This is a genomic window from Hwanghaeella grinnelliae (assembly GCF_004005845.1).
GTDB classification, from domain to species: Bacteria; Pseudomonadota; Alphaproteobacteria; order UBA8366; family Aestuariispiraceae; genus Hwanghaeella; species Hwanghaeella grinnelliae.
Map to the genome: position 1 here is coordinate 640160 of NZ_SADE01000004.1, position 18517 is coordinate 658676.

Sequence of the window (18517 nt, forward strand, 5' to 3'; positions counted from 1 at the left end):
GCAGAATGCCGGTTATTCGGCGACAAGGGAATAGGACCTGCCGGCGCCTGGATGGGTGACGCCGCGCAACGGCCCTATACGAACGAAACGGGCGCATGTTGAAGCGCCTTGAACAAGGAAGGAGAGTTTTTCGTGGCTTTAGGACGTCGGAAGCTGCGGGGCAGGAGCGGTTCCATTAGGTTTGAAAAGGGCGATACGCTGGGGGGAACGGCGTCGCTGTTGTTGTTAAACCAGATCGGTGGCGGTGTCCGCGGCAAGTCCCAGGTGGGACGGCGCCGGGCCGGATCCGCCGGCAGGATATTGGGCAAGGTCTTTTCTTTCCTCCTGCTGGTCATCGGGGTGGGGGCATTGTTCCTGCTCGGTTGGGACTGGATCGAGGAATTCATACGGGTAGAGGTGCTGCCCTATCTCAACGGATCGTGAGCATTGTCCTCCCGACAATGTGAAGCTCCGTGTTTTTCGCCCAAGGCTGCATAACCTGTAGAACAGAACGGGTTTTGATGCAGACCGGGAATGGAAACACGCGCCCATGATGACCCTGTTCGACAGTATCCAACACGTATTTGCGGTCGCTTATGGACGGGCCTGCGGGGGTTCCCTGTGGCCGGACGGCGTTGAAACAACCAGCCTTTCCCGCAAGCCGGTTTGCGTGCTTGTCCTGCTTTTGATGGCAGTGCCGCTCCTGGCTTTTGCGCTGGTGCTGGAACTACTCTTTCCCAGCTACTTGCGCTTCCTTCTTCTGATTTGGATCGCCTGCGTTTTCTTTTTCCTGGCTTCCGTAGACCGACGGGCAGCCCGCCTGCTGATGGCACACCCCCACACGCATACGTAATAAATTCAAGCTATTCGCCCTGTTGTCTGCGTTCCATGTTGATGTATGTTTACATTTGGTGCCTGTGAACTGGGATCGAAAGGGTCCGTGCAGGGATGAGGAAAGCGCTTCTAGCCGCGATGTTGATGCCGGGCCTTTCGGCCGGAAGCGTTGCGGTTGCCGCCGATCTGACCGAAGCCTATTTCTCCGGCGCGCTGTCCTATGACGGCCTGACTGCCCGGCAGAGCACGACCGACAGGGCCGTCCGCGCCGCAGACCGGGCCTCCTATACGCCGGATCCATTCGCGTCCTGGTCCCTTACGCTCGGCCCCTTCGCGGGCTCTGAAGACCGCGCCTTCGATCTCTACCGCAACAAATTCGGTCCCTTGGGCCTATCGCTGGGCGGTGGATATCAGATGTCCGGCACGGGCGGTGTGGAGCCCGACAGTTATATGCTTGGCGTGAAGGTCGACTATGGCGGGGTGTCGCTGGGGTCCCAATGGCGGGGCAGGGATACCGGCGCCTGCGCCTTGTCCGACACATTCTGCGATGCCGGACCGACCTGGAATATCGGGGCGTCTTACAGCGCCGGCGCGGCGTCGCTGTCGGCCCAATACCAAGCCGTGACGTCTTTCGATGCAGAGGGGCAGGGCTTAGAAGGGCTTGGCGGCGATGTTCTGCGCCTGGGCGTGGATTACCAAATTTTCGACGGTTTCTCGTCGCGCGCGGATGCCTATTTCATCGACGGTGAGAATAACCTGACCGAGGGGGACTCCACAGTCGTCCTGATCGGCACGCGCATCACGTTCTGATCGATTTCTAGGCCGTCACACCGCTTGCCGCCGGCCCCATCGCTTTGTAGGTTGCCCTCCGACGACTGGCGCGGTATGCGCGCCGTCCCCCAAGGCCCCTTGGCGGAATTGGTAGACGCAGCAGACTTAAAATCTGCTATCGCAGTGCGGTGTTCCGGTTCGAGTCCGGAAGGGGCCACCATGATACGATTTCATGGCGTTATAATTCTCGCCTCGCCTTTCAGCGATACCCGGGTCAGCTTCGGCGACGTTGCAGGTCGATAGCCGGGGGGAGTAGAACGGACAGGATTGGTTCGTCCGTAAACTCTATCCAAGAGGTGATATTCATGCGCCGTATTCTGAAAGCTCTTCCCAGCCTTCTTTCCCTGGCCGTTATCGGCCTGTTCCTGACCGCCTGTTCCCCTGAGGTCGGCAGTGAAGATTGGTGCGCGGACATGAAGGAAAAGCCCAAGGGCGATTGGTCGGCCAATGAAGCCGCCGATTTCGCCAAGCACTGCGTGCTCTAGGGTCCGCACCGGCTTTTTCAGGTTCCGGGCGCAAGGCTGGATGACCGGTCGATTGGCGGAAGGCGCCGCTTGCGCCGCGTCATCCGCCGTGACGGCCGTCGCCGCGTCCAGGCGCCACATGCATAAAAAAGGCCCCGGAAACGGGGCCTTTTGACATTCTGTGACGCTATGTCGTGTTACGCGATGCGTTTGCGGCGCCGCGCCAAGAAGCCCAGGCCCGCGAACGCTGTTGCCAGCAAGGGCAGGGCGGCGGGAATCGGCACTGCCGACACATTGTTCCCGGTGATGGACGTGACGACATATTGGTCGAAACTGTTGGTGTTTGGCGTGTTGTACAATTCCGTGCTGAAGACGAGATACTCGAAGGCCGTCCCTGCCAACGGACCGAGAATATCCTGGAACAGAATTTCCTGCGTGCCGGCGATGTTACTGCTGAATACCTGGGTCAGTTCCAGGAAATCGATATCGCCGTTATTGTCCGTGTCGTTCCCGACGTAGATGTCCACATGGTCGCTGGCATTGTTGCCGTTCAGGACCGCGCTGACCGGGACCCATTGCGGTGAATCGAACTGAACAACCAACCAATCCGCATCAAAACCGCCTTGTGTGCCGGTCTGTTCGTTGTTGTCGATCTGCGTTCCGCCGACATCGTCGATGCCGAGACCGTCGGAATTAACGACCAGCTTCCGCGCGATCCGGTCCACGCCGCCGGCGATGTTGTCTTCATCATAAAGATAATATCCGAAAGCGGTCAGGGTGCCTTCCGCCGTGTTCGAAACCGTGTTGGTGCCGCCGACGGTTCCGCTCAGCTTGTTTCCGGCCAGTGCGATATCGTTCAATTCGAAAACGGTCGCTGCGCTGGCCGGCGTTGCAGCCGCGACGCTTAAGGCTGCAAAGGCGATGGCGAAAGAGATTTTCTTCAAGGGGACGCTCCTGACAACATAAGAAAGACGTATTGAAGTAATGTCTAAACTAAGTCGCCGGGCGCTGTGTCAATTCGTGCTGTCATGTTGTTGATGAATGTTAACAAATGCTTGGCTTTTGGTAATATAGATTCAAGGACGGTCCCGTTCGACAGCCTGGCGCGCAAATCTGGCCGTAACCCGCGACGAAATCTCATGCCTTGGCGACGGATGGCCAAATTCTGAGTGGACTTCTCCCAAATATGTCGATAAGTCCAGACATATGGACATGATTACGGCAACGAAGGCCTTTGGGGCGCTGTCGCAGGAGACTCGATTGAAGGTCTTCCGGTTGCTGGTCCGTCGGGGCGCGGAAGGCATGGCGGCGGGGGAGATCGCGCGGCTGCTGGACATTCCGCACAACACCCTGTCGACACATTTGGCGGTGCTCACCGCGGCGGGCATGGTCTCCTCACAACGCGACGGGCGGTCGATCATCTACAGCATAGACCTGACCGGTATTCGCGGGTTGCTCGCTTTCCTGATGGAAGATTGCTGCCAAGGCCGGCCCGAGCTTTGCGCACCGGTCCTGGACACGCTGTTATCCGGCGACGCCCCTGAACCATCACACGAAACAAGATTGGCGGATCATTGAGATGAATACGGAAACTGGTGCGGCTTCCCCCGACGTGTCCCCGATGGGGCTGTTCGAGCGGTACTTGTCTGTCTGGGTCGGGCTGTGCATTGCCGCTGGGGTGGCGCTCGGCGCGGCGTTGCCACAGGTGTTCCAGGCCATCGCCGCCGTGGAATATGCCAACGTCAATCTGGTCGTCGCGGTGCTGATCTGGGTGATGATCTATCCGATGATGGTGAATGTGGATTTCGCCTCTCTGAAGGATGTTGGCAAGAAGCCGAAGGGGCTCTGTGTGACCCTGGTGGTGAACTGGCTGATCAAGCCCTTCACCATGGCGGCGCTGGGCATTCTGTTCTTCGAACATGTCTTCGCCGGCCTGGTCGATCCGCAGACCGCGCGGGAATACATCGCCGGCATGATCTTGTTGGGTGTCGCGCCTTGCACGGCGATGGTCTTCGTCTGGAGTCAACTGGTGCGCGGCGACGCCAACTACACGCTGGTTCAGGTGTCGATCAACGACATCATCATGGTCTTCGCCTTCGCCCCGATCGCGGCTTTCCTGCTGGGCGTCACGGATATTACCGTGCCGTGGGAGACACTGCTGCTGTCGGTCATTCTCTATGTGGTGATCCCGCTTGCCGCCGGTTATGTGACCCGCAAGAAGCTAGACCGGTCGAACGATCACTCCCGTGTCGCCGGGTTCACGGACCGGATCAAACCGTTTTCCGTGATGGGTCTGTTGGCGACGGTGGTGCTGCTCTTCGGGTTTCAGGCCCAGACCATCCTGGACAAGCCCCTGGTCATCGCGCTGATCGCCGTGCCGCTGTTGATCCAGAGTTACGGCATTTTCGCGGTCGCTTATGGCTGGGCGTATATTTGGCGCATACCCTTCGATACAGCCGCGCCGGCCGCCCTGATCGGCACATCGAATTTCTTCGAATTGGCCGTCGCGGTGGCGATCAGCCTGTTCGGTCTGAACTCCGGCGCGGCGTTGGCGACCGTGGTCGGCGTGCTGGTCGAAGTGCCGGTAATGCTCTCGCTGGTCTATTTCGCGAACCGGACGCGGAAGATGTTCCCGGCTTAGGGAAAAGGTCTCAAGCTAACGCCTCTTGCACCGCCGCGCGGCAGTGCAGGTCGGTTGTGGCGAATGTGGGAACCTCGACGTCGCCGGCATCCAGCAGCAGGGGGATTTCCGTGCAGCCAAGCACGACGCCTTCCGCCCCGCGTTTGTGGAAGGCCTTGATCAGCTCGACATAACCGGATTTGGTTTCGGGCAGGAAGCGGTCCTTCACCATTTCTTCCATGATCGTCTTGTCGATATAGTCGCGTTCTTGCGCTTCGGGCACCATCGTCTCGATGCCCAAGGACGAGAGAACGGATTGATAGAAGCTGCCCTCCATCGTCTTGCGCACGCCCATCAACGCCACCCGTTTCAATCCGGCCCGTTTGATCGACTGGCCGGTCGCCTCGGCGATATGCAGGAAGGGGATCGATAGATGCGGCGCGATCTGGGGCACGAAACGGTGGACGTCGTTGCAGGTGATGACGATGAAGTCGGCGCCGCCCGACTGAACGGCCTTTGCGGTTTCCAGGATCATAGCACAGGCGGCGGCTTCGTCCCCGTCGTGGATGACATGGTCGACATAGCGTTGGCGGTCGACGCTCTCCAGGATCAGATGGGCGGAATGCACGCCGCCCAGCGCTTGGTTCGTCATTTGGTTCAGCAGGCGGTAATAGGCGGCTGTGGAGATCCAACTCAATCCGCCGATCAACCCGATTTTCTTCATTGCGACCCTTCCCAAGCGTGCAGCCTAATTTGCCGGTATTATCCGTCTGAGGGTGGGCAAGGGAAGATGGCAAAACTGAAAACCGGGTATCTGGCCGTGTATTCCTATCCGCCCTATCTGTCGTTTGGATCCTGCCAGTAATACCCGCTTTCCCGCAGTGCGACTTCATAGTCGGAGATCGCCTTCACCCCGGGCGGGCCAAGCTTGACCGCGATGGCGGCGCTGAGGATCTCCAAGGAAGCGTTCAAGGTGATCATCGAGGGATAATAATGCGGGCTGCTGGTATCGATGCAGATGGCGGCTTCGGCGATCAGCGCGATGGGTGAGGAGCGCCGGTCGGTCACCGACGCGACAGGCACGCCGCGTCGATGGGCGAACTGGGCGGCCTCAACGGTCTGCGCGGCATAGGGCGAGGTGGAGATTGCGAGGACAAGGTCCTTCGGTCCCGCTGTCGCTAGGCCGTCAATCGCGCGGATTCCCATATTGTTCGCCAATTCGATTCCCGGCATTGCCAGTCGGCAGACATAGTGGAAGCTGACTGCCTGGCCGAAGGAAGCGCCGCTGGCGACCACATAGGTGGTTTCCGCGGCGGCGGCCAGTTCGGCAACGCGTCCCACTTCGTGACTGAAGACCGCCTCGGTGAATCCGTCTATGCCGTGTATCGCCGCCTCGGCGGTGCGTGCGATCAGACCCGGAACACCGTCATGGCCGGTCCGCCGCCGCAGATTGTCCGCCCGGTCGCCATAGGTCCCGGTCGAAACGCCCCGGCGGAAGACGTCGCGGAAGGCCTCGTAGTTCGGAAACCCCACCCGTGTCGCCAGGCGCAGCATGGTCGGCGGGGAGACACCGGCCCGTGCGGCCATCACCCGCATGGAATGAACCGCGACGGCGCGCGGGTCGTCCAGGACCACCATGGCGGCGCGCTGCATCTGCGGACTCAGTTCCTTGTAGGCAGCCGATATCTCATTGATTACGACAGGCATTTCCGACATGGTGAGACTCAATTTGTAACAAACGGTACAAACATATTGCCTCTGTTACCCCTCGGGAAACAAGCGGAGATTAAGCGGAGATCAACCATAGACTGTTCAAAAGCTTTCCCGCACTGCACAATCAAGTTGACACGGGAAACAAACGTTCCATAAGCTTCGGGACGAGCGTCCTGCCGTGAGGCCGGATGCAGAGACCGAACAGGGTCACTAGGGGTCTGGAAAGAAGGCGCTCGGGCTTTTGAGCCTGGAATTATGGGCCTACGGTGGACCTTGCAGTCACGCAATTTGGGAGACCAGTGATGAAAAAGTTATTTTCGGCGATTTCCGTTGCCGCCTTGCTCGCGACGACGTCCGCCGCGACGGCCGCGCAATGCACGAACGACACCTGGAACAAGGTGATGACCCGCGGCAAAATGGTCGTCGGCGTCAAGGCCGACTACAAGCCTTGGGGTTTCCGGAACGAAAGCGGCGAAATCGTCGGCATGGAAATCGACATGGCCAAGGCCGCGGCGGATGCCATGGGCGTCGACTTGGAACTGGTTCCGGTTCAGTCCTCCAACCGCATGCAGTTCCTGGAACAGGGCAAGATCGACATGATGATCGCCACCATGTCGGACCGTGACGACCGCCGCAAAATCGTCGGCATTGTTCAGCCGAACTATTATACGTCGGGCACCAATGTCATGGCGCCGAAGGCGCTGGGCCTGACCAAGTGGGAAGACCTGCGCGGCAAGCCGGTCTGCGGCAAGCAGGGCGCGTTCTATAACAAGATCGTCGCCGAACGCTACGGTGCGGAAATCATCGCCTTCACCGGCAACGCGGAAGCGAAGCAGGCCCTGCGCGACAAGAAATGCATCGCCTGGGTCTATGACGACAGCTCCATCGGGTCCGACCTCGCGTCGGGCAACTGGGACGAGTTCGAAATGCCGCTCGTTTCCGAAGATGACAACCCCTGGGGCCTCGCCGTTCCGCTGGAAGAAAAGAACTGCATCTTCGGCAACTTCATGTCGGGCCTCAGCTACAACATGCTGGCGGACGGTTCCCTGGTGGAGCTTGAGAAGAAGTGGGGCATCAAGCCGACTCAGTTCCTGGCCGACAAGCTTGAAAACTTCGCCGATTGGCTGGAAAAGTAAGGTTTCGTAATTGGTCCTCGGGGCGCCCCGGTCATTAGCGGCCGGGACGCCCCGTTGATCTTTTTGGAACGTACCAATCGATGATCGAATTCATCCGCCAGTTTTTCCTCGACCTGTACGAAGGCGCGCCGCGCTGGAATTTCATCTTCTTCCATGATGAAACCCAGTGGGAACGCGTCGTCAGTGGCTTTTGGGTCACGGTTGAACTTTCCATCTTCTGCGTGATTTTCAGCGTCATCATCGGCGTAGTCGGGGCCTGGCTGCAAAACTCGCCGTCGCGGATCCTGCGTCTCTGCGTTCAGGGTTATATTCAGTTCTTCCGCAATACGCCGCCTTTCGTGCAATTGCTGTTCTTCTATTTCGCGCTCGGCCAGTTCACGCCGACCTATTCGCCGGACGGCTGGCTGGAAGTGCCGATCATCACGAATGTCGGCTGGGCGATCATCTCACTCAGTTTCTTCGCCGGCGCCTTCAATGTTGAAATCTTCCGATCCGGGATCGAAGCGGTGCCGGAATCGACACAGGAAGCGGCCGAAGCCCTGGGCTTCAATCGGTTTCAAATTTATACGCGGATCGTCATGCCGCTGGCCTTCCGGGTCAGCCTGCCCGCGCTGAACAACAACCTCGTCAATCTGGTGAAGACGACGACCCAGGCCTTGGCCATCGCGGTGCCGGAATTGTTGTACGAGATGCTCGGCATCTGGAACGACTATCCCTCCGCGCTCTATCCGGCGCTGACGGTGGTCTTCGTGGTCTATATCGGCCTTGTCGGGATATTGGTTCTGTCGATGAACAAGTGGGAGCGGGCGATGCGTATCCCCGGATACGGCGCATGATAAGGCGTATACCCGGTCTCGATACAAAGGCGGCGACGGACCTCGCCGTGCTGCATCCTTTCGATCCGAATGGAAGCACCGCGCCCGACGGGCTGCTGGTCAGCCGTTGGATGGCCAAGCTGCCGCTCTGGACGCCGCTTGCCCTCGCCGCGCTGATCTTTGCTTGGCCGATGGCCGCGTTGGCGCAGAATTTCACCTATGGCGATGCGTTCGATACGCTGCTGCGCTGGATGCCTTTCCTGATCAAAAGCGGGTTCCTGTTCAATGTGCTGATCTCCTTCTTCGCGATGTTGATCGGGACCTTGCTCGGTACGGCGCTGGGCCTGGGCCAGATATCCCTGAACCCGGTGGTGCGGTGGTTCGCATGGGCCGTCACCCAGACATTCCGGAATTCGCCCTGGCTGGTTCTGCTGTTCATCGTGCTGCTGGCCTTTCCGTTCGAGATCGTGATCGGCACAGTGATCATTCCCGTGCCCGATTGGATGAAGGCGGTGGTCGGTCTGTCCCTGCCGGTCATGGCGAACATTTCCGAAATCGTGCGCGGTGCGGTGATCTCGGTCCCGACAGCGCAGTGGGAGGCCTCGGAATCTCTGGCCTTCAGCCGCACGCAGACCCTGTGGCGCATTATTCTGCCGCAATGTTTCAAACGGATGATCCCGCCCTGGATGAACTGGTATGCGATCCTGACCATGGCGACGCCGCTGTGTTCGCTGCTGGGCGTCGAGGAACTCCTGACCCTCACGCGCCAGGCGATGGAAGGGGCCGACAACCATCCGGAATTGCTGGTGCCGTTCTACTCTTTCGCGCTGCTGATTTTCTTTCTGTACTGCTATCCGATCGCCCGGCTGACGATCCGCCTGGAGCGCCGGTTCATGGTGAAATTATGAGGTGCCGTCATGGCTGAGAGCAACTGGACACCCGACCAACCGATGGTCAGCGCCAAGGATGTGCACAAATCCTTTGGCTCGCTGGAGGTCTTGAAGGGCGTCTCCATGGACGTGATGAAGGGCGAATGCGTCTGCGTGATCGGCCCGTCCGGTTCGGGCAAGTCGACCTTCATTCGCTGCATCAACGGCCTCAACGATATCCAGTCCGGTTCCATCACTGTGGAAGGGCAGGAGGTCAATGACCCCAAGCTGGACAAACTTTCCCTGCGCAAGAAGGTCGGGATGGTCTTCCAACAGTACAATCTGTTCCCGCACAAGAATGCGATCGAGAACATCATGATGGCCCCGGTCCTGGTCTTGAAAGAAGACAAGGACGAGGTTGAGGCCCGCGCCCGCGAATTGATCCGAAAGGTCCGCTTGGAAGGCAAGGAAGAAGCCTATCCGGGTGAGCTATCCGGCGGTCAGCAGCAGCGCGTCGCCATCGCCCGCTCGCTCGCCATGCGGCCGGACGTGATGCTGTTCGACGAAGTGACCGCGGCGCTGGATCCTGAAACGGTGAAGGAAGTGCTGACCACCATCCGCGACCTAGCGGAAGAGGGGATGACCTGCATCCTGGTCACGCATGAAATGGGTTTTGCGCGCGAAGTCGCCAACCAGATCTATTTCACCGACCGCGGGGTTATCGTCGAACACGGCCCGCCCGCTACCTTCTTCAAGGAAGCGAAAGACCCCCGGACCAAGGAATTCCTCAGCCAGATCCTATGACGTTCAGGCTGGCTTTCGGGTCATGAACCAGTCGGGCGGTTTCCAGGTTTCAGGCATGTAGTGATTTGCCCAGCGGCAAATTTCCTGCAGCGTGGGCAGCAAGGCTTCGCCTTTTTCCGTTAATGTGTATTCGAAGCGCTTCGGCCTTTCCTGGTAGGCTCGTTTGCGCACCAGTCCCGCCTGTTCCATTCGATTCAGACGGTCGGCAAGGGTGCTGGTCGTGATGCGTTCCGGCGAGTCCAGGAAATCCGAATATTTCCGCTTTCCCGCGAGCAGGTCGCGGACCAGTACAAGGGTCCAGCGGTCCCCGATCGTCTCAAGGCTCGTCGCGATTGGGCATTGCGAGCGGGAAATCTCCATGGCTGATCCTAACGTAAAAAACCTATATGTAACTTGTAACTTGCAATAGACAAGTTACTATGCTTCGATTTGTCCGGCAAGGGGGAGGCCCGCTGGCGTGGACCGATCGAGAGAGAAACCCTGAAAAGAACCGTTTCGTGTGTGCGCCTTGATGAGAGCGGCCTGCTATAGGCGGGCCGGGTGATTGGAAGAGGAGAAGCAGGTAATGTTGGAAGGTAGCTGCCTTTGCGGCACGGTTCAGTACCGGACGGAGGCCCAACCGATGATCACCGGGCACTGCTATTGCATTGATTGCCGGAAATCGAGCGGTACGTCCCATTGCACGCATGTGATGGTGCCGCAGGACGGATTGACCATGACCGGGGATGTGAAACTCTACGAACGCCCGGCCGATAGCGGCAATATCGTCAGCCGGGGTTTTTGCCCGGATTGCGGATCGCCGGTCTTTTCGACCAACAGTGCCTTCGCGGGCATGGTCATTCTGCGCGCCTCTAGCTTGGACAACCCGGATGCGGTGGAACCGGAGATGGCGGTCTATGCCAGCCGGGCGCCGGGTTGGGCCAAAATCGATGAGACCAAACCCGTTTTCCCGGAAATGCCGCCGGGCGGGCCGGATCGCGTTATCGAGGAACGAAGCGAGTAGCGCAGGAAACGCCGACACCGGCCGTTGCCATCAGGCGGCGGCCCTTCCCGGCAAAGTGAGGCTGTATGGCTTATGATGAGGAATTGACCGCCCGCATGCGCAGCTTTGTTGAAGGCCTGGAAGGCGTGTCGGAAAAGAAGATGATGGGCGGCATGTGCTTTCTGCTCAATGGTCACATGATCGGCGGGGCCGACCGGTCGAAGACCGGGCAGGGGCGTTTCCTGTTTCGGGTCGGCAAACCGAACGACAACAAGGCCGCCACCATGCCGGGCGCGGAGCCGCTGATGCAGGGCGGAAAGCGGCTGACTGGCCTTTTTTTCGTCGCCGAAGACATCTGTGACGACACGGTGATGAAGGAATGGATGTCGCTGGCTATAGACCACGCGCTTTCCCTGCCGGCGAAGGCCTGACAGTTGCCGCCGGCGGGGATGTCTTCAAGGGGGCAGCCTGAATCCGGCGACTGTATGTTTTTCCTACTCACAAGGTGCCTGCTAAATGCAGCCGAATCCTTCAAGACCCGATCATTAAAGAAGGGTCTACTGCGACATTCGGTGGGGTGACGAGGCGGCATTTGAAATTCGCCGAACACCATCGGTCGGCAGCGACGCGATAGCTCATGCTTTTAGCCTCTGTGCATCCGGCATAAAAATGATAGACATCAATGGCCGACTTAAGCGGTTGCTTCTTATTTAGAGGTCTTGGCCCGATGCTGAAAACCTTTCTCTATGGTCTTGCCGCCTGCTTGTTTGTGGGACCGATCGCGGTATGGATCTATTTCGTCGAGCTTGCTTGCGCTTATCAAACCAGCAATGCCGACTGCGGTTTTCAGTTGGCCAATTTCTTGGATTCCGAGTTTTTTGTCTTAGCGGCCTTGCCTTGGATTTTGGCGGGATTTTGCGCGTTCCTGGGTTTCAAGCGACGTTGAATGACATAGGCCCCAGTTTGATATTCTGGGCTTTCCTGCGGGGCTTTCAAAAAAAAGGAGAGACCCGTTTGGGTCTCTCCAGTTGCTTCCTTCCTGGAACGTAAAGGCTGTGGGGGCCTTCGGGTCAGGCGGAAACATCCGTCGGATGCGGCCCTTGTAGGGGATGGTCCGGATTGTCGTCTTGGTCTTGAACATGGCTGAGCTGCATGGGTCGTTCCTGTTCCTTGTTTGGTTCCGTGCCGGTGGCTGCATCCGACTGAAGTCCTCACCGGAACCTCAGTTGTTTCTGCCTTGCCTCCTTATAGTTGGGTAATTCTTTGAAAGCTTAAATACGAAAACAGATAAAATTTTGATAGGAATTTCCTATCTAAGTGTTTCACACTTTCAGAACGACCTTGGGAGGGACCGTGTCAACACGTTCCAAGATCACGCTGAAACAGCTCGAGATGATGATCTCGCTCGGGACCGAATTGAATTTCAGGAAGGCGGCGGAGAGGATCGGCGTCAGCCAACCGTCGCTCAGCGCGCAGATTCAGGCGCTGGAAGAAGCGGTCGGTCTCAGGATGGTCGAACGGGCGCGCAGCGGCACCATCCTGACACCGGCGGGCAGGGAGGTTCTGCGCCGCGCCCAGACCGTCATGGGGGAAGTCCGCGGGCTTGAGGATTATGCATCCGACATGCGGCTCGGACCGGCCGGTACCATTCGGCTGGGCACGAAGACGACGTTGGGTCCGTATATTCTGCCGCGCCTCGTCTCCCGGCTGCATCGGGAAAGCCCCGAGCTTAGGCTTTATATCCGGGAAAGCGCGCCCCGCGACCTGGAAGTCGAACTCTATAATGGCGTGCACGACCTCATCCTTGTGCAATTGCCCCTGACGGATACCGACCTTTCGGTCGCCCGCCTGTTCAGGGAACCGCTTTATCTTGCGGTCGCGGCCGATCATCCGCTTGCCTCCCGCAAGGCGATTGAGCCCGAATTGCTGAAGGGGTTGGAGGTCCTGTCGCTGAACCCGAGTTTTCATCTCCACGACCAAGTCCTGTCCCTGTGCCGGGATTTTGGCGCAACATTGCTGCGGGACTATGAGGGCACCAGCCTCGACGCCTTGCGGCAGATGGTGGGCATGGGGATGGGTACGACGTTCCTGCCGGCCTTATACGTTCAATCCGAACTGCCGTCCCGCGACGACGTCGTCGTACTGGAAGTGGTCGGCAAACCGATCTACCGATCCACCGGTCTCGCCTGGCGCAAATCGGCGGGGCGCGTCTCCGCCTTCCACCTGATCGCCGACACGATCCGCCAGGTGGTGAAACAAGACTGTCCGCAACTCGTCTTGGAGAGGTGAACGACCAGCCGGTTTTTTTGGGGGGGCGTCCACGGCGGTTGTTAAACTAAGATCGGCACACCGTGTAATGCGCCACGGTAACAACTGCTTGGAACAGACCGTATCCTTGCGCGCTTGGCAGGAACGGAGTCAGACCGGTATCTTTATCGCTTGATACTGAAAAGCCCTCCATTTTGGATGGAAATTCTCTTCCATTATCATTGCCACCTTGTAAGACTGATCCCGCGCCATCCCAATTACCGTTTCTTGAGAAAGCACAGTAGTAAATTGCCGTTACGGAAGCCCCGTCTGGGTCAAAAACTGGCGATACGCCTCATTTCCGTTTCGATCCTGGTCACATTGGTGGTCGGGGGGCTTTGGGGCCTTTCCGAATATAGGTCCTACCAGGAGAGCCTTGAGCGAAGCCGCAATATTTACAAAGCGGGCAAGGAAGAACTGATCAAGGAAATCGTTGGCTCCGTCCAAGAATTCATACGTCATAAACAAAAAGACGCCGCCGAAACGGATCTGGGGAGCAAACCTTCCGAATTTTCGATTCTTCAGAACCACACGATCGAACTCATAGAACGCATTCGCTTCGGTGACGGCGGGTATGTCTTCGCGGGTACGTTCGACGGCATATCCCTATCCGGGCCGGCCAAAGGCCGAAATGTCTTGGACGTGACCGACGTCAACGGCGTAATGGTCGTTCAAGAACTAATCGCGACCGCGCGGAATGGAAGCGGCTTCGTAACCTACCATGTCCCCGCATCCACCGGCGCGGCGCCCATTGAGAAGACCAGCTATGTCGTCGGCGTTCCGAAGTGGGGTTGGTATATCGGCGCCGGATACGACCTCGAAAAATTCGAGAACGACGTTCACGCTCTTCAGGAAGAAACCGAGCAACGGTTCCAGATGATCCTGGTCATGGCCGTCGCGGTGATCCTGGTGTCGGTAAGCTTCATGATTTTCTTCGCCAGGCGCGAATTCAGGAAGATCGCGGACGACCACAACGACTTCATGGAATTCTTTGAAAATATTCAAAAGGGCGATTCTGAGATAGACCCGGCGACTTTGGAATACGCGGAGTTCGAACAGATCGGAGAGGCCGCCAACCGGATGGTGGCGCGCCGCCTCAAAGCCGAGGAAAGCCTCCAGATCAGTGAACGCAACGCGATGGAGAAGGAGCAACTGCTCGACTCTATCTTCCACAATATACCAGTCGGGCTGATGATCAAAAATCGCGACCACGTCGTCGAACGGGTCAACGCGGAGTTCCTTTCCTGGATCGGGTACAAAGCCGAGGATGTTGTCGGCAAGACCGTCGTGGACGCGGGATTCATCGATTCCCAATACGATGCCGAGGCCATGATCGAACAGGAGAACCATGTCTTTGCGACCGGCGAAATTCTCCATCGAAGCGTGAAACAACGGTTCGCCGACGGGACCGTCCACCGCCTTCTGTCCACGCGGTTCCCCATCTATGATCACGCCGGTAAGATTGTGAAGATCGGTTCCGTCAATGTGGATCAGACGGAACTTCTGAAAGCTCTGGAAGCCGCCGAATCCGCCAACAAGGCCAAGACCGAGTTTCTCGCCAGCATGAGCCATGAACTGAGGACGCCGCTCAACGCGGTGATCGGCTTTTCACAGATGGTGGGGCTGGACCCGAAACATCCCCTTACGCCATCGCAAAAGGAATATCTCGACCTGGTCATACAAAGCGGGAACCACCTGCTCGACCTCGTAAATGAAGTTCTCGACCTGTCGATTATCGAGACCGGCAAGGCGCATTTCGATATCGCCGATGTAAACGTCTCTCACGCGGTGGACCATTGCCTTACCATGGTGTCGCATCTGGTTGATCGGAATGCGATCACGGTGACCAACAACCTCCATGGCACAAGTGTCGTCCTCGCCACCGACGAGACCCGCTTCAAGCAGATTCTCCTGAATCTGATTACCAACGCCATCAAGTATAACAAGGTCAATGGCTCACTCGTCATCGAAGGCAAGGAAGCCGGGGACAACCGTTACCGAATTTCCGTAACCGATACGGGGCACGGCATACCTGACGATGAACAGGACAACATCTTCAAGATGTTTCACCAGATTGGACGGTCGCCGGACATTGCCGCGGAAGGAACCGGCATTGGGCTTTATGTGTGTAAGCTTTTGATCGACGGGATGGGCGGCCGGATCGGTTTCGAAAGCACGGAAGAGATGGGCAGCACGTTCTGGATCGAACTTCCCCAGGCTTCACGGGAAGGGTGAATCTGCCGTACCCTAAGTCTTGGGTACGGAAGGGAATTGAACAGGAATGACCGAACGTCATAACTGGGGTCCGCATCAATGGGCCGACTACATCATCGCGGCGCACGGTCGGACCGTAGCGTCGATTGTCGAGACAGGGAAGCGGTGGGGCGAATACAGGGCAGCCGTTCATGCCGAAAAGCAAATCGGCTGGGGTGACAAGGTGTTCGACCTGACCGGCTATGGGAAGCGCAGCGCCAACCGTCACATCCTGATCCATGAGAAATTGAGTCCCATTGGGACCCGATATGCCGAACTACCGTCGTCCTGGCGCGCCCTTTCGGAACTGGCGCGGCTGGACACCGACAAGATCGAAACCCTGCTCGACGCGGGGCTCGTCACACGGTCATCCACCCGCAAGGACATCGTCGCCGCGGTCACGCTCGCCCGGGATATCCTACCCCAAGACTTCCGCATCGCCTTTGGCGGCGACTACTGCGACGACCTGCGCGAAGCGATGGCGGACTTCCAGGCTGTCACCGAGGTGGCCAAAGGCGAAACCACGAAGGGCAGCAGTGCGCCCCCTGACGCCGCCGTTCCTGCCGCCGGGGCCGACCCCCGCGTCCGGTCGGTCCTGAACCGGCTGCGCGGGTTCAACAAATGGGTCGACACCGCCGAGAACCCGTTCGACCACCCCGATGCCAGACGGGAAATGGTCGGCTTCATCAAGCACTGGGCCGGCGAGCTAGGACTTACCGTCACGGAGAAACCTGGTTAGCGGCCGATCTCAATGTGCTTTACGCTGCCGGCGTTATCTCGAAAGGTTCACCCGAGGCCGACAGTCATCCCACCGCAGGTGTACAACGTCTGGCCGGTCATGAAGCCGGACTTCTCGGTCAGGAAGAACGTCACCGCATGGGCGACGTCGTCCGGCGTGCCCAGGCGCTTGACCGGCACCGCGTCGATGATGGCCTGGGTGCGCGGGCTGCCCGGCGGGTTCACAGTATTGAACAACTCCGTCGCAATCGGGCCAGGGGCGACCGTGTTGACGGTGATGCCCCGTGCGGCCAGTTCCAGCGCCCAGACCCGCGTCATGGAGGCGATCCCGCCCTTCGTCGCCGCATAGGCGGTGCGCAACTCCTTGCCCAGCGCGACGCGGCTGGAAATGTTGACGATCCTGCCCCAGCCGACGCGCTCCATCGCCGTCACCGCGCGCTTTGCGCAGAGGGTGGGCGCGATCAGGTTCAGCGGCACCAGCTTTTCAAAGTCTTCCGCCTCGGTCTCTTCGAGCGAATGCGCGATGGAGGCCCCCGCATTGTTGACCAGCCCGACCATCGGCCCAAGCGCCTCGATCTTATCGAAAGCCGCGTGGATCGCCGGAATGTCGGTCATGTCGGTCCGAATGAAACTCTCGCCCTCCATCGGGTCGCAAGCATTGATGTCCAGGTTCACGACCCGCCAGCCCGCGGCCAAAGCCTGGGTGACGCAAGCCCGCCCGATGCCGCTGGACCCGCCCGTGACCACCACGATTTTCCCGCTCATTGTTCCGCCCCTTTTCTCTTTCAATGGTGTTTGGCACCCATCGGTAAAGGCGGCCTTGTTCCCCTGTCAACCAGATCGGCTGGCGATGGTAGGCGCCCCAAGCGTTGCTGTACGGGTGGGGAGGGGGGCGCTGATATAGAGAAACGGATAATTCGTGGCAGCGTCGTCGACGGGACGACGACGGGAGTACCACGCCATACCGAAATCAGCGGCGGGTCAGGTATAAAGTAAAGCGTCACCGTAATTAGTCACCGTAATTACCAACTCAGTGAATCGGTTGCGGTGGATTGGGGGCGGTTCGGATGGTTGCGAAGGCAAATCAATTGGGAATTTGCGTGCATTCTTAGAACGGAAGCTTGATTGAAGAGTAGGAGTCGGGACCGTACAGAATCACATTTGTCCCGTAATTGGCCAAAACAACGGGCCAGAGGCGCCGGACCTGCAAGTAGATGAACGTCAAGATGGTGGCGAAAACGACCCCTTCCAGCACCGCGTCAACCCCGGCACCCCATAACGATAATCCAAAAAGCGATGAAGGAATGAGTACCAGAAACCATCTGTTCGTGGTTTTTGTTTCCAGCCATTGTATTGCCATCCGCCTAAAAACGACTTCGTCGGCAATTGCCGAGAAAATAAAGACGATCGTCAGGTCGTAAATCGCCGTGTCCGGACTGGCTATCCGCGGTAGTGCATACCATCCGCCGATTTCCGGGAAATCCGCTAACGGCCGCCCAATTGCGTAATGACACGCAAGTCCGAATGCACAAGCGCCGACGGCGTATGCAAGCATCCGGGTGACGTATACTTGCTGAGCCGGCACGTTGAACGCCCCGCGATCCGGTCGACTTATCATTGCGATGAAGAACGTGATGACAACGAGCTGGATGATGTGGAAGTTGTACAGATAGTCCGGCATGTGGTTGAGCCAGACGTATCCAAAGTCGTTCGCATAGAAAAATGCGGCCAGAAGAAGGAACTCCGGTCCATATCGGCTTCTTGCATGGTGCAGCAAACTGAGATCGGTCATGACGGCAACTTAAAAAGTATCAATCCATTCAAGTTTGCTCGCAGAACACGTTCGTGTCTAGCCGTGGCATCATCAGTTTGCGGCGGGAGACCGCGGCGGCCTCGTCGCTTTAGAAAATCGTTGCTTTAGAAAACGGGACACACGATGAGTGGCTTAACCTTGGCCCGTATTATTAATATTGGAACTACGGTGGCAGTTTACTTATTTTTATTTCTTCAAGTCCAGCCAAGGGACAGTTCCAACCGCCCAGTTAATTAAGTAAACTGTCACCGTAACCTAGGTGATTTTGATTACGGTGACAGTGATTACGGTGACCGTTTACTTAACTCCCTGTCCGCTGACTTCCCCACCAACAACTCCCCCGCCCAAATCCCGGAATG

General features: G+C 58.2%; 22 protein-coding genes and 1 tRNA gene. 17 read left to right on the top strand and 6 right to left on the bottom strand.

Annotated elements, in window-relative coordinates:
• Positions 1 to 132 precede the first annotated feature (132 nt).
• From EOI86_RS23735 to EOI86_RS23755, 5 genes are all read left to right on the top strand, one after another.
• Complete coding sequence (locus EOI86_RS23735) at positions 133 to 423, top strand: hypothetical protein (protein ID WP_127768159.1); 291 nt, start codon at positions 133 to 135, stop codon at positions 421 to 423.
• A 106-nt stretch (positions 424 to 529) separates the two neighbouring features.
• Entirely contained in the window at positions 530 to 832 is a 303-nt protein-coding gene (locus EOI86_RS23740) for a hypothetical protein (protein WP_127768160.1), read from the top strand.
• 95 nt (positions 833 to 927) lie between these two features.
• Complete coding sequence (locus EOI86_RS23745) at positions 928 to 1623, top strand: porin (RefSeq protein WP_127768161.1); 696 nt, start codon at positions 928 to 930, stop codon at positions 1621 to 1623.
• 93 nt (positions 1624 to 1716) lie between these two features.
• Positions 1717 to 1804: transfer RNA gene (locus tag EOI86_RS23750), tRNA-Leu, on the top strand.
• A gap of 145 nt (positions 1805 to 1949) precedes the next feature.
• Positions 1950 to 2129 (top strand): DUF3012 domain-containing protein, encoded by a 180-nt coding sequence (locus tag EOI86_RS23755; RefSeq protein WP_127768162.1) that lies wholly within the window; start codon positions 1950 to 1952, stop codon positions 2127 to 2129.
• A gap of 176 nt (positions 2130 to 2305) precedes the next feature.
• On the opposite strand, the gene EOI86_RS23760 is transcribed toward EOI86_RS23755, so the two are convergent.
• Entirely contained in the window at positions 2306 to 3052 is a 747-nt protein-coding gene (locus EOI86_RS23760) for a VPLPA-CTERM sorting domain-containing protein (RefSeq protein WP_205032307.1), read from the bottom strand.
• 268 nt (positions 3053 to 3320) lie between these two features.
• Here EOI86_RS23760 and EOI86_RS23765 point away from each other — a divergent pair, with 268 nt between their 5' ends.
• Positions 3321 to 3686: an ArsR/SmtB family transcription factor gene (locus EOI86_RS23765; RefSeq protein ID WP_338033088.1), complete on the top strand. Its 366-nt coding sequence runs from the start codon at positions 3321 to 3323 to the stop codon at positions 3684 to 3686.
• Position 3687: 1 nt separating this feature from the next.
• Positions 3688 to 4749: an ACR3 family arsenite efflux transporter gene (gene arsB / locus EOI86_RS23770; protein WP_275668608.1), complete on the top strand. Its 1062-nt coding sequence runs from the start codon at positions 3688 to 3690 to the stop codon at positions 4747 to 4749.
• Between the two features lie 10 nt (positions 4750 to 4759).
• Here the strand turns inward: arsB and EOI86_RS23775 are convergent, their stop codons facing one another.
• Both EOI86_RS23775 and EOI86_RS23780 read right to left on the bottom strand, forming a co-directional pair.
• The gene (locus tag EOI86_RS23775) at positions 4760 to 5452 is read right to left on the bottom strand and encodes an aspartate/glutamate racemase family protein (RefSeq protein WP_127768164.1); all 693 of its coding nucleotides are present in this window, start codon (positions 5450 to 5452) and stop codon (positions 4760 to 4762) included.
• Between the two features lie 113 nt (positions 5453 to 5565).
• A complete protein-coding gene (locus tag EOI86_RS23780) occupies positions 5566 to 6444 on the bottom strand; it encodes a MurR/RpiR family transcriptional regulator (RefSeq protein ID WP_127768165.1) in 879 nt (292 codons plus the stop codon).
• A 299-nt stretch (positions 6445 to 6743) separates the two neighbouring features.
• Between EOI86_RS23780 and EOI86_RS23785 the strand changes: the two genes are divergently transcribed.
• From EOI86_RS23785 to EOI86_RS23800, 4 genes are all read left to right on the top strand, one after another.
• A complete protein-coding gene (locus EOI86_RS23785) occupies positions 6744 to 7577 on the top strand; it encodes a transporter substrate-binding domain-containing protein (RefSeq protein WP_127768166.1) in 834 nt (277 codons plus the stop codon).
• Positions 7578 to 7657: 80 nt separating this feature from the next.
• The gene (locus EOI86_RS23790) at positions 7658 to 8413 is read left to right on the top strand and encodes an amino acid ABC transporter permease (RefSeq protein WP_127768167.1); all 756 of its coding nucleotides are present in this window, start codon (positions 7658 to 7660) and stop codon (positions 8411 to 8413) included.
• The gene (locus EOI86_RS23795) at positions 8410 to 9300 is read left to right on the top strand and encodes an amino acid ABC transporter permease (RefSeq protein WP_127768168.1); all 891 of its coding nucleotides are present in this window, start codon (positions 8410 to 8412) and stop codon (positions 9298 to 9300) included. The genes EOI86_RS23790 and EOI86_RS23795 overlap by 4 nt, the downstream gene beginning before the upstream one ends.
• 9 nt (positions 9301 to 9309) lie before the next feature.
• Positions 9310 to 10065: an amino acid ABC transporter ATP-binding protein gene (locus tag EOI86_RS23800; protein WP_127768169.1), complete on the top strand. Its 756-nt coding sequence runs from the start codon at positions 9310 to 9312 to the stop codon at positions 10063 to 10065.
• A gap of 3 nt (positions 10066 to 10068) precedes the next feature.
• Here the strand turns inward: EOI86_RS23800 and EOI86_RS23805 are convergent, their stop codons facing one another.
• Positions 10069 to 10425: a winged helix-turn-helix transcriptional regulator gene (locus tag EOI86_RS23805; protein WP_127768170.1), complete on the bottom strand. Its 357-nt coding sequence runs from the start codon at positions 10423 to 10425 to the stop codon at positions 10069 to 10071.
• Positions 10426 to 10630: 205 nt separating this feature from the next.
• Between EOI86_RS23805 and EOI86_RS23810 the strand changes: the two genes are divergently transcribed.
• From EOI86_RS23810 to EOI86_RS23835, 6 genes are all read left to right on the top strand, one after another.
• Entirely contained in the window at positions 10631 to 11068 is a 438-nt protein-coding gene (locus EOI86_RS23810; protein ID WP_127768171.1) for a GFA family protein, read from the top strand.
• A gap of 65 nt (positions 11069 to 11133) precedes the next feature.
• Positions 11134 to 11478, top strand: a complete 345-nt coding sequence (locus EOI86_RS23815) for a TfoX/Sxy family protein (RefSeq protein WP_127768172.1) — start codon at positions 11134 to 11136, stop codon at positions 11476 to 11478.
• Positions 11479 to 11729: 251 nt separating this feature from the next.
• Entirely contained in the window at positions 11730 to 11993 is a 264-nt protein-coding gene (locus tag EOI86_RS23820; protein ID WP_127768173.1) for a hypothetical protein, read from the top strand.
• Positions 11994 to 12400: 407 nt separating this feature from the next.
• Positions 12401 to 13336 carry a hydrogen peroxide-inducible genes activator gene (locus EOI86_RS23825; protein WP_205032308.1) on the top strand — a complete coding sequence of 312 codons (936 nt, stop codon included), beginning with the start codon at positions 12401 to 12403 and terminating at the stop codon, positions 13334 to 13336.
• A 267-nt stretch (positions 13337 to 13603) separates the two neighbouring features.
• On the top strand, positions 13604 to 15589 hold the full coding sequence (locus EOI86_RS23830) for an ATP-binding protein (RefSeq protein WP_161974010.1): 1986 nt from the start codon (positions 13604 to 13606) through the stop codon (positions 15587 to 15589).
• A gap of 46 nt (positions 15590 to 15635) precedes the next feature.
• Positions 15636 to 16346 carry a hypothetical protein gene (locus tag EOI86_RS23835; protein WP_127768175.1) on the top strand — a complete coding sequence of 237 codons (711 nt, stop codon included), beginning with the start codon at positions 15636 to 15638 and terminating at the stop codon, positions 16344 to 16346.
• 47 nt (positions 16347 to 16393) lie between these two features.
• Here the strand turns inward: EOI86_RS23835 and EOI86_RS23840 are convergent, their stop codons facing one another.
• Complete coding sequence (locus tag EOI86_RS23840; protein ID WP_127768176.1) at positions 16394 to 17110, bottom strand: SDR family NAD(P)-dependent oxidoreductase; 717 nt, start codon at positions 17108 to 17110, stop codon at positions 16394 to 16396.
• Between the two features lie 343 nt (positions 17111 to 17453).
• The gene (locus tag EOI86_RS23845) at positions 17454 to 18137 is read right to left on the bottom strand and encodes a CPBP family intramembrane glutamic endopeptidase (protein ID WP_127768177.1); all 684 of its coding nucleotides are present in this window, start codon (positions 18135 to 18137) and stop codon (positions 17454 to 17456) included.
• Positions 18138 to 18517: the final 380 nt, after the last annotated feature.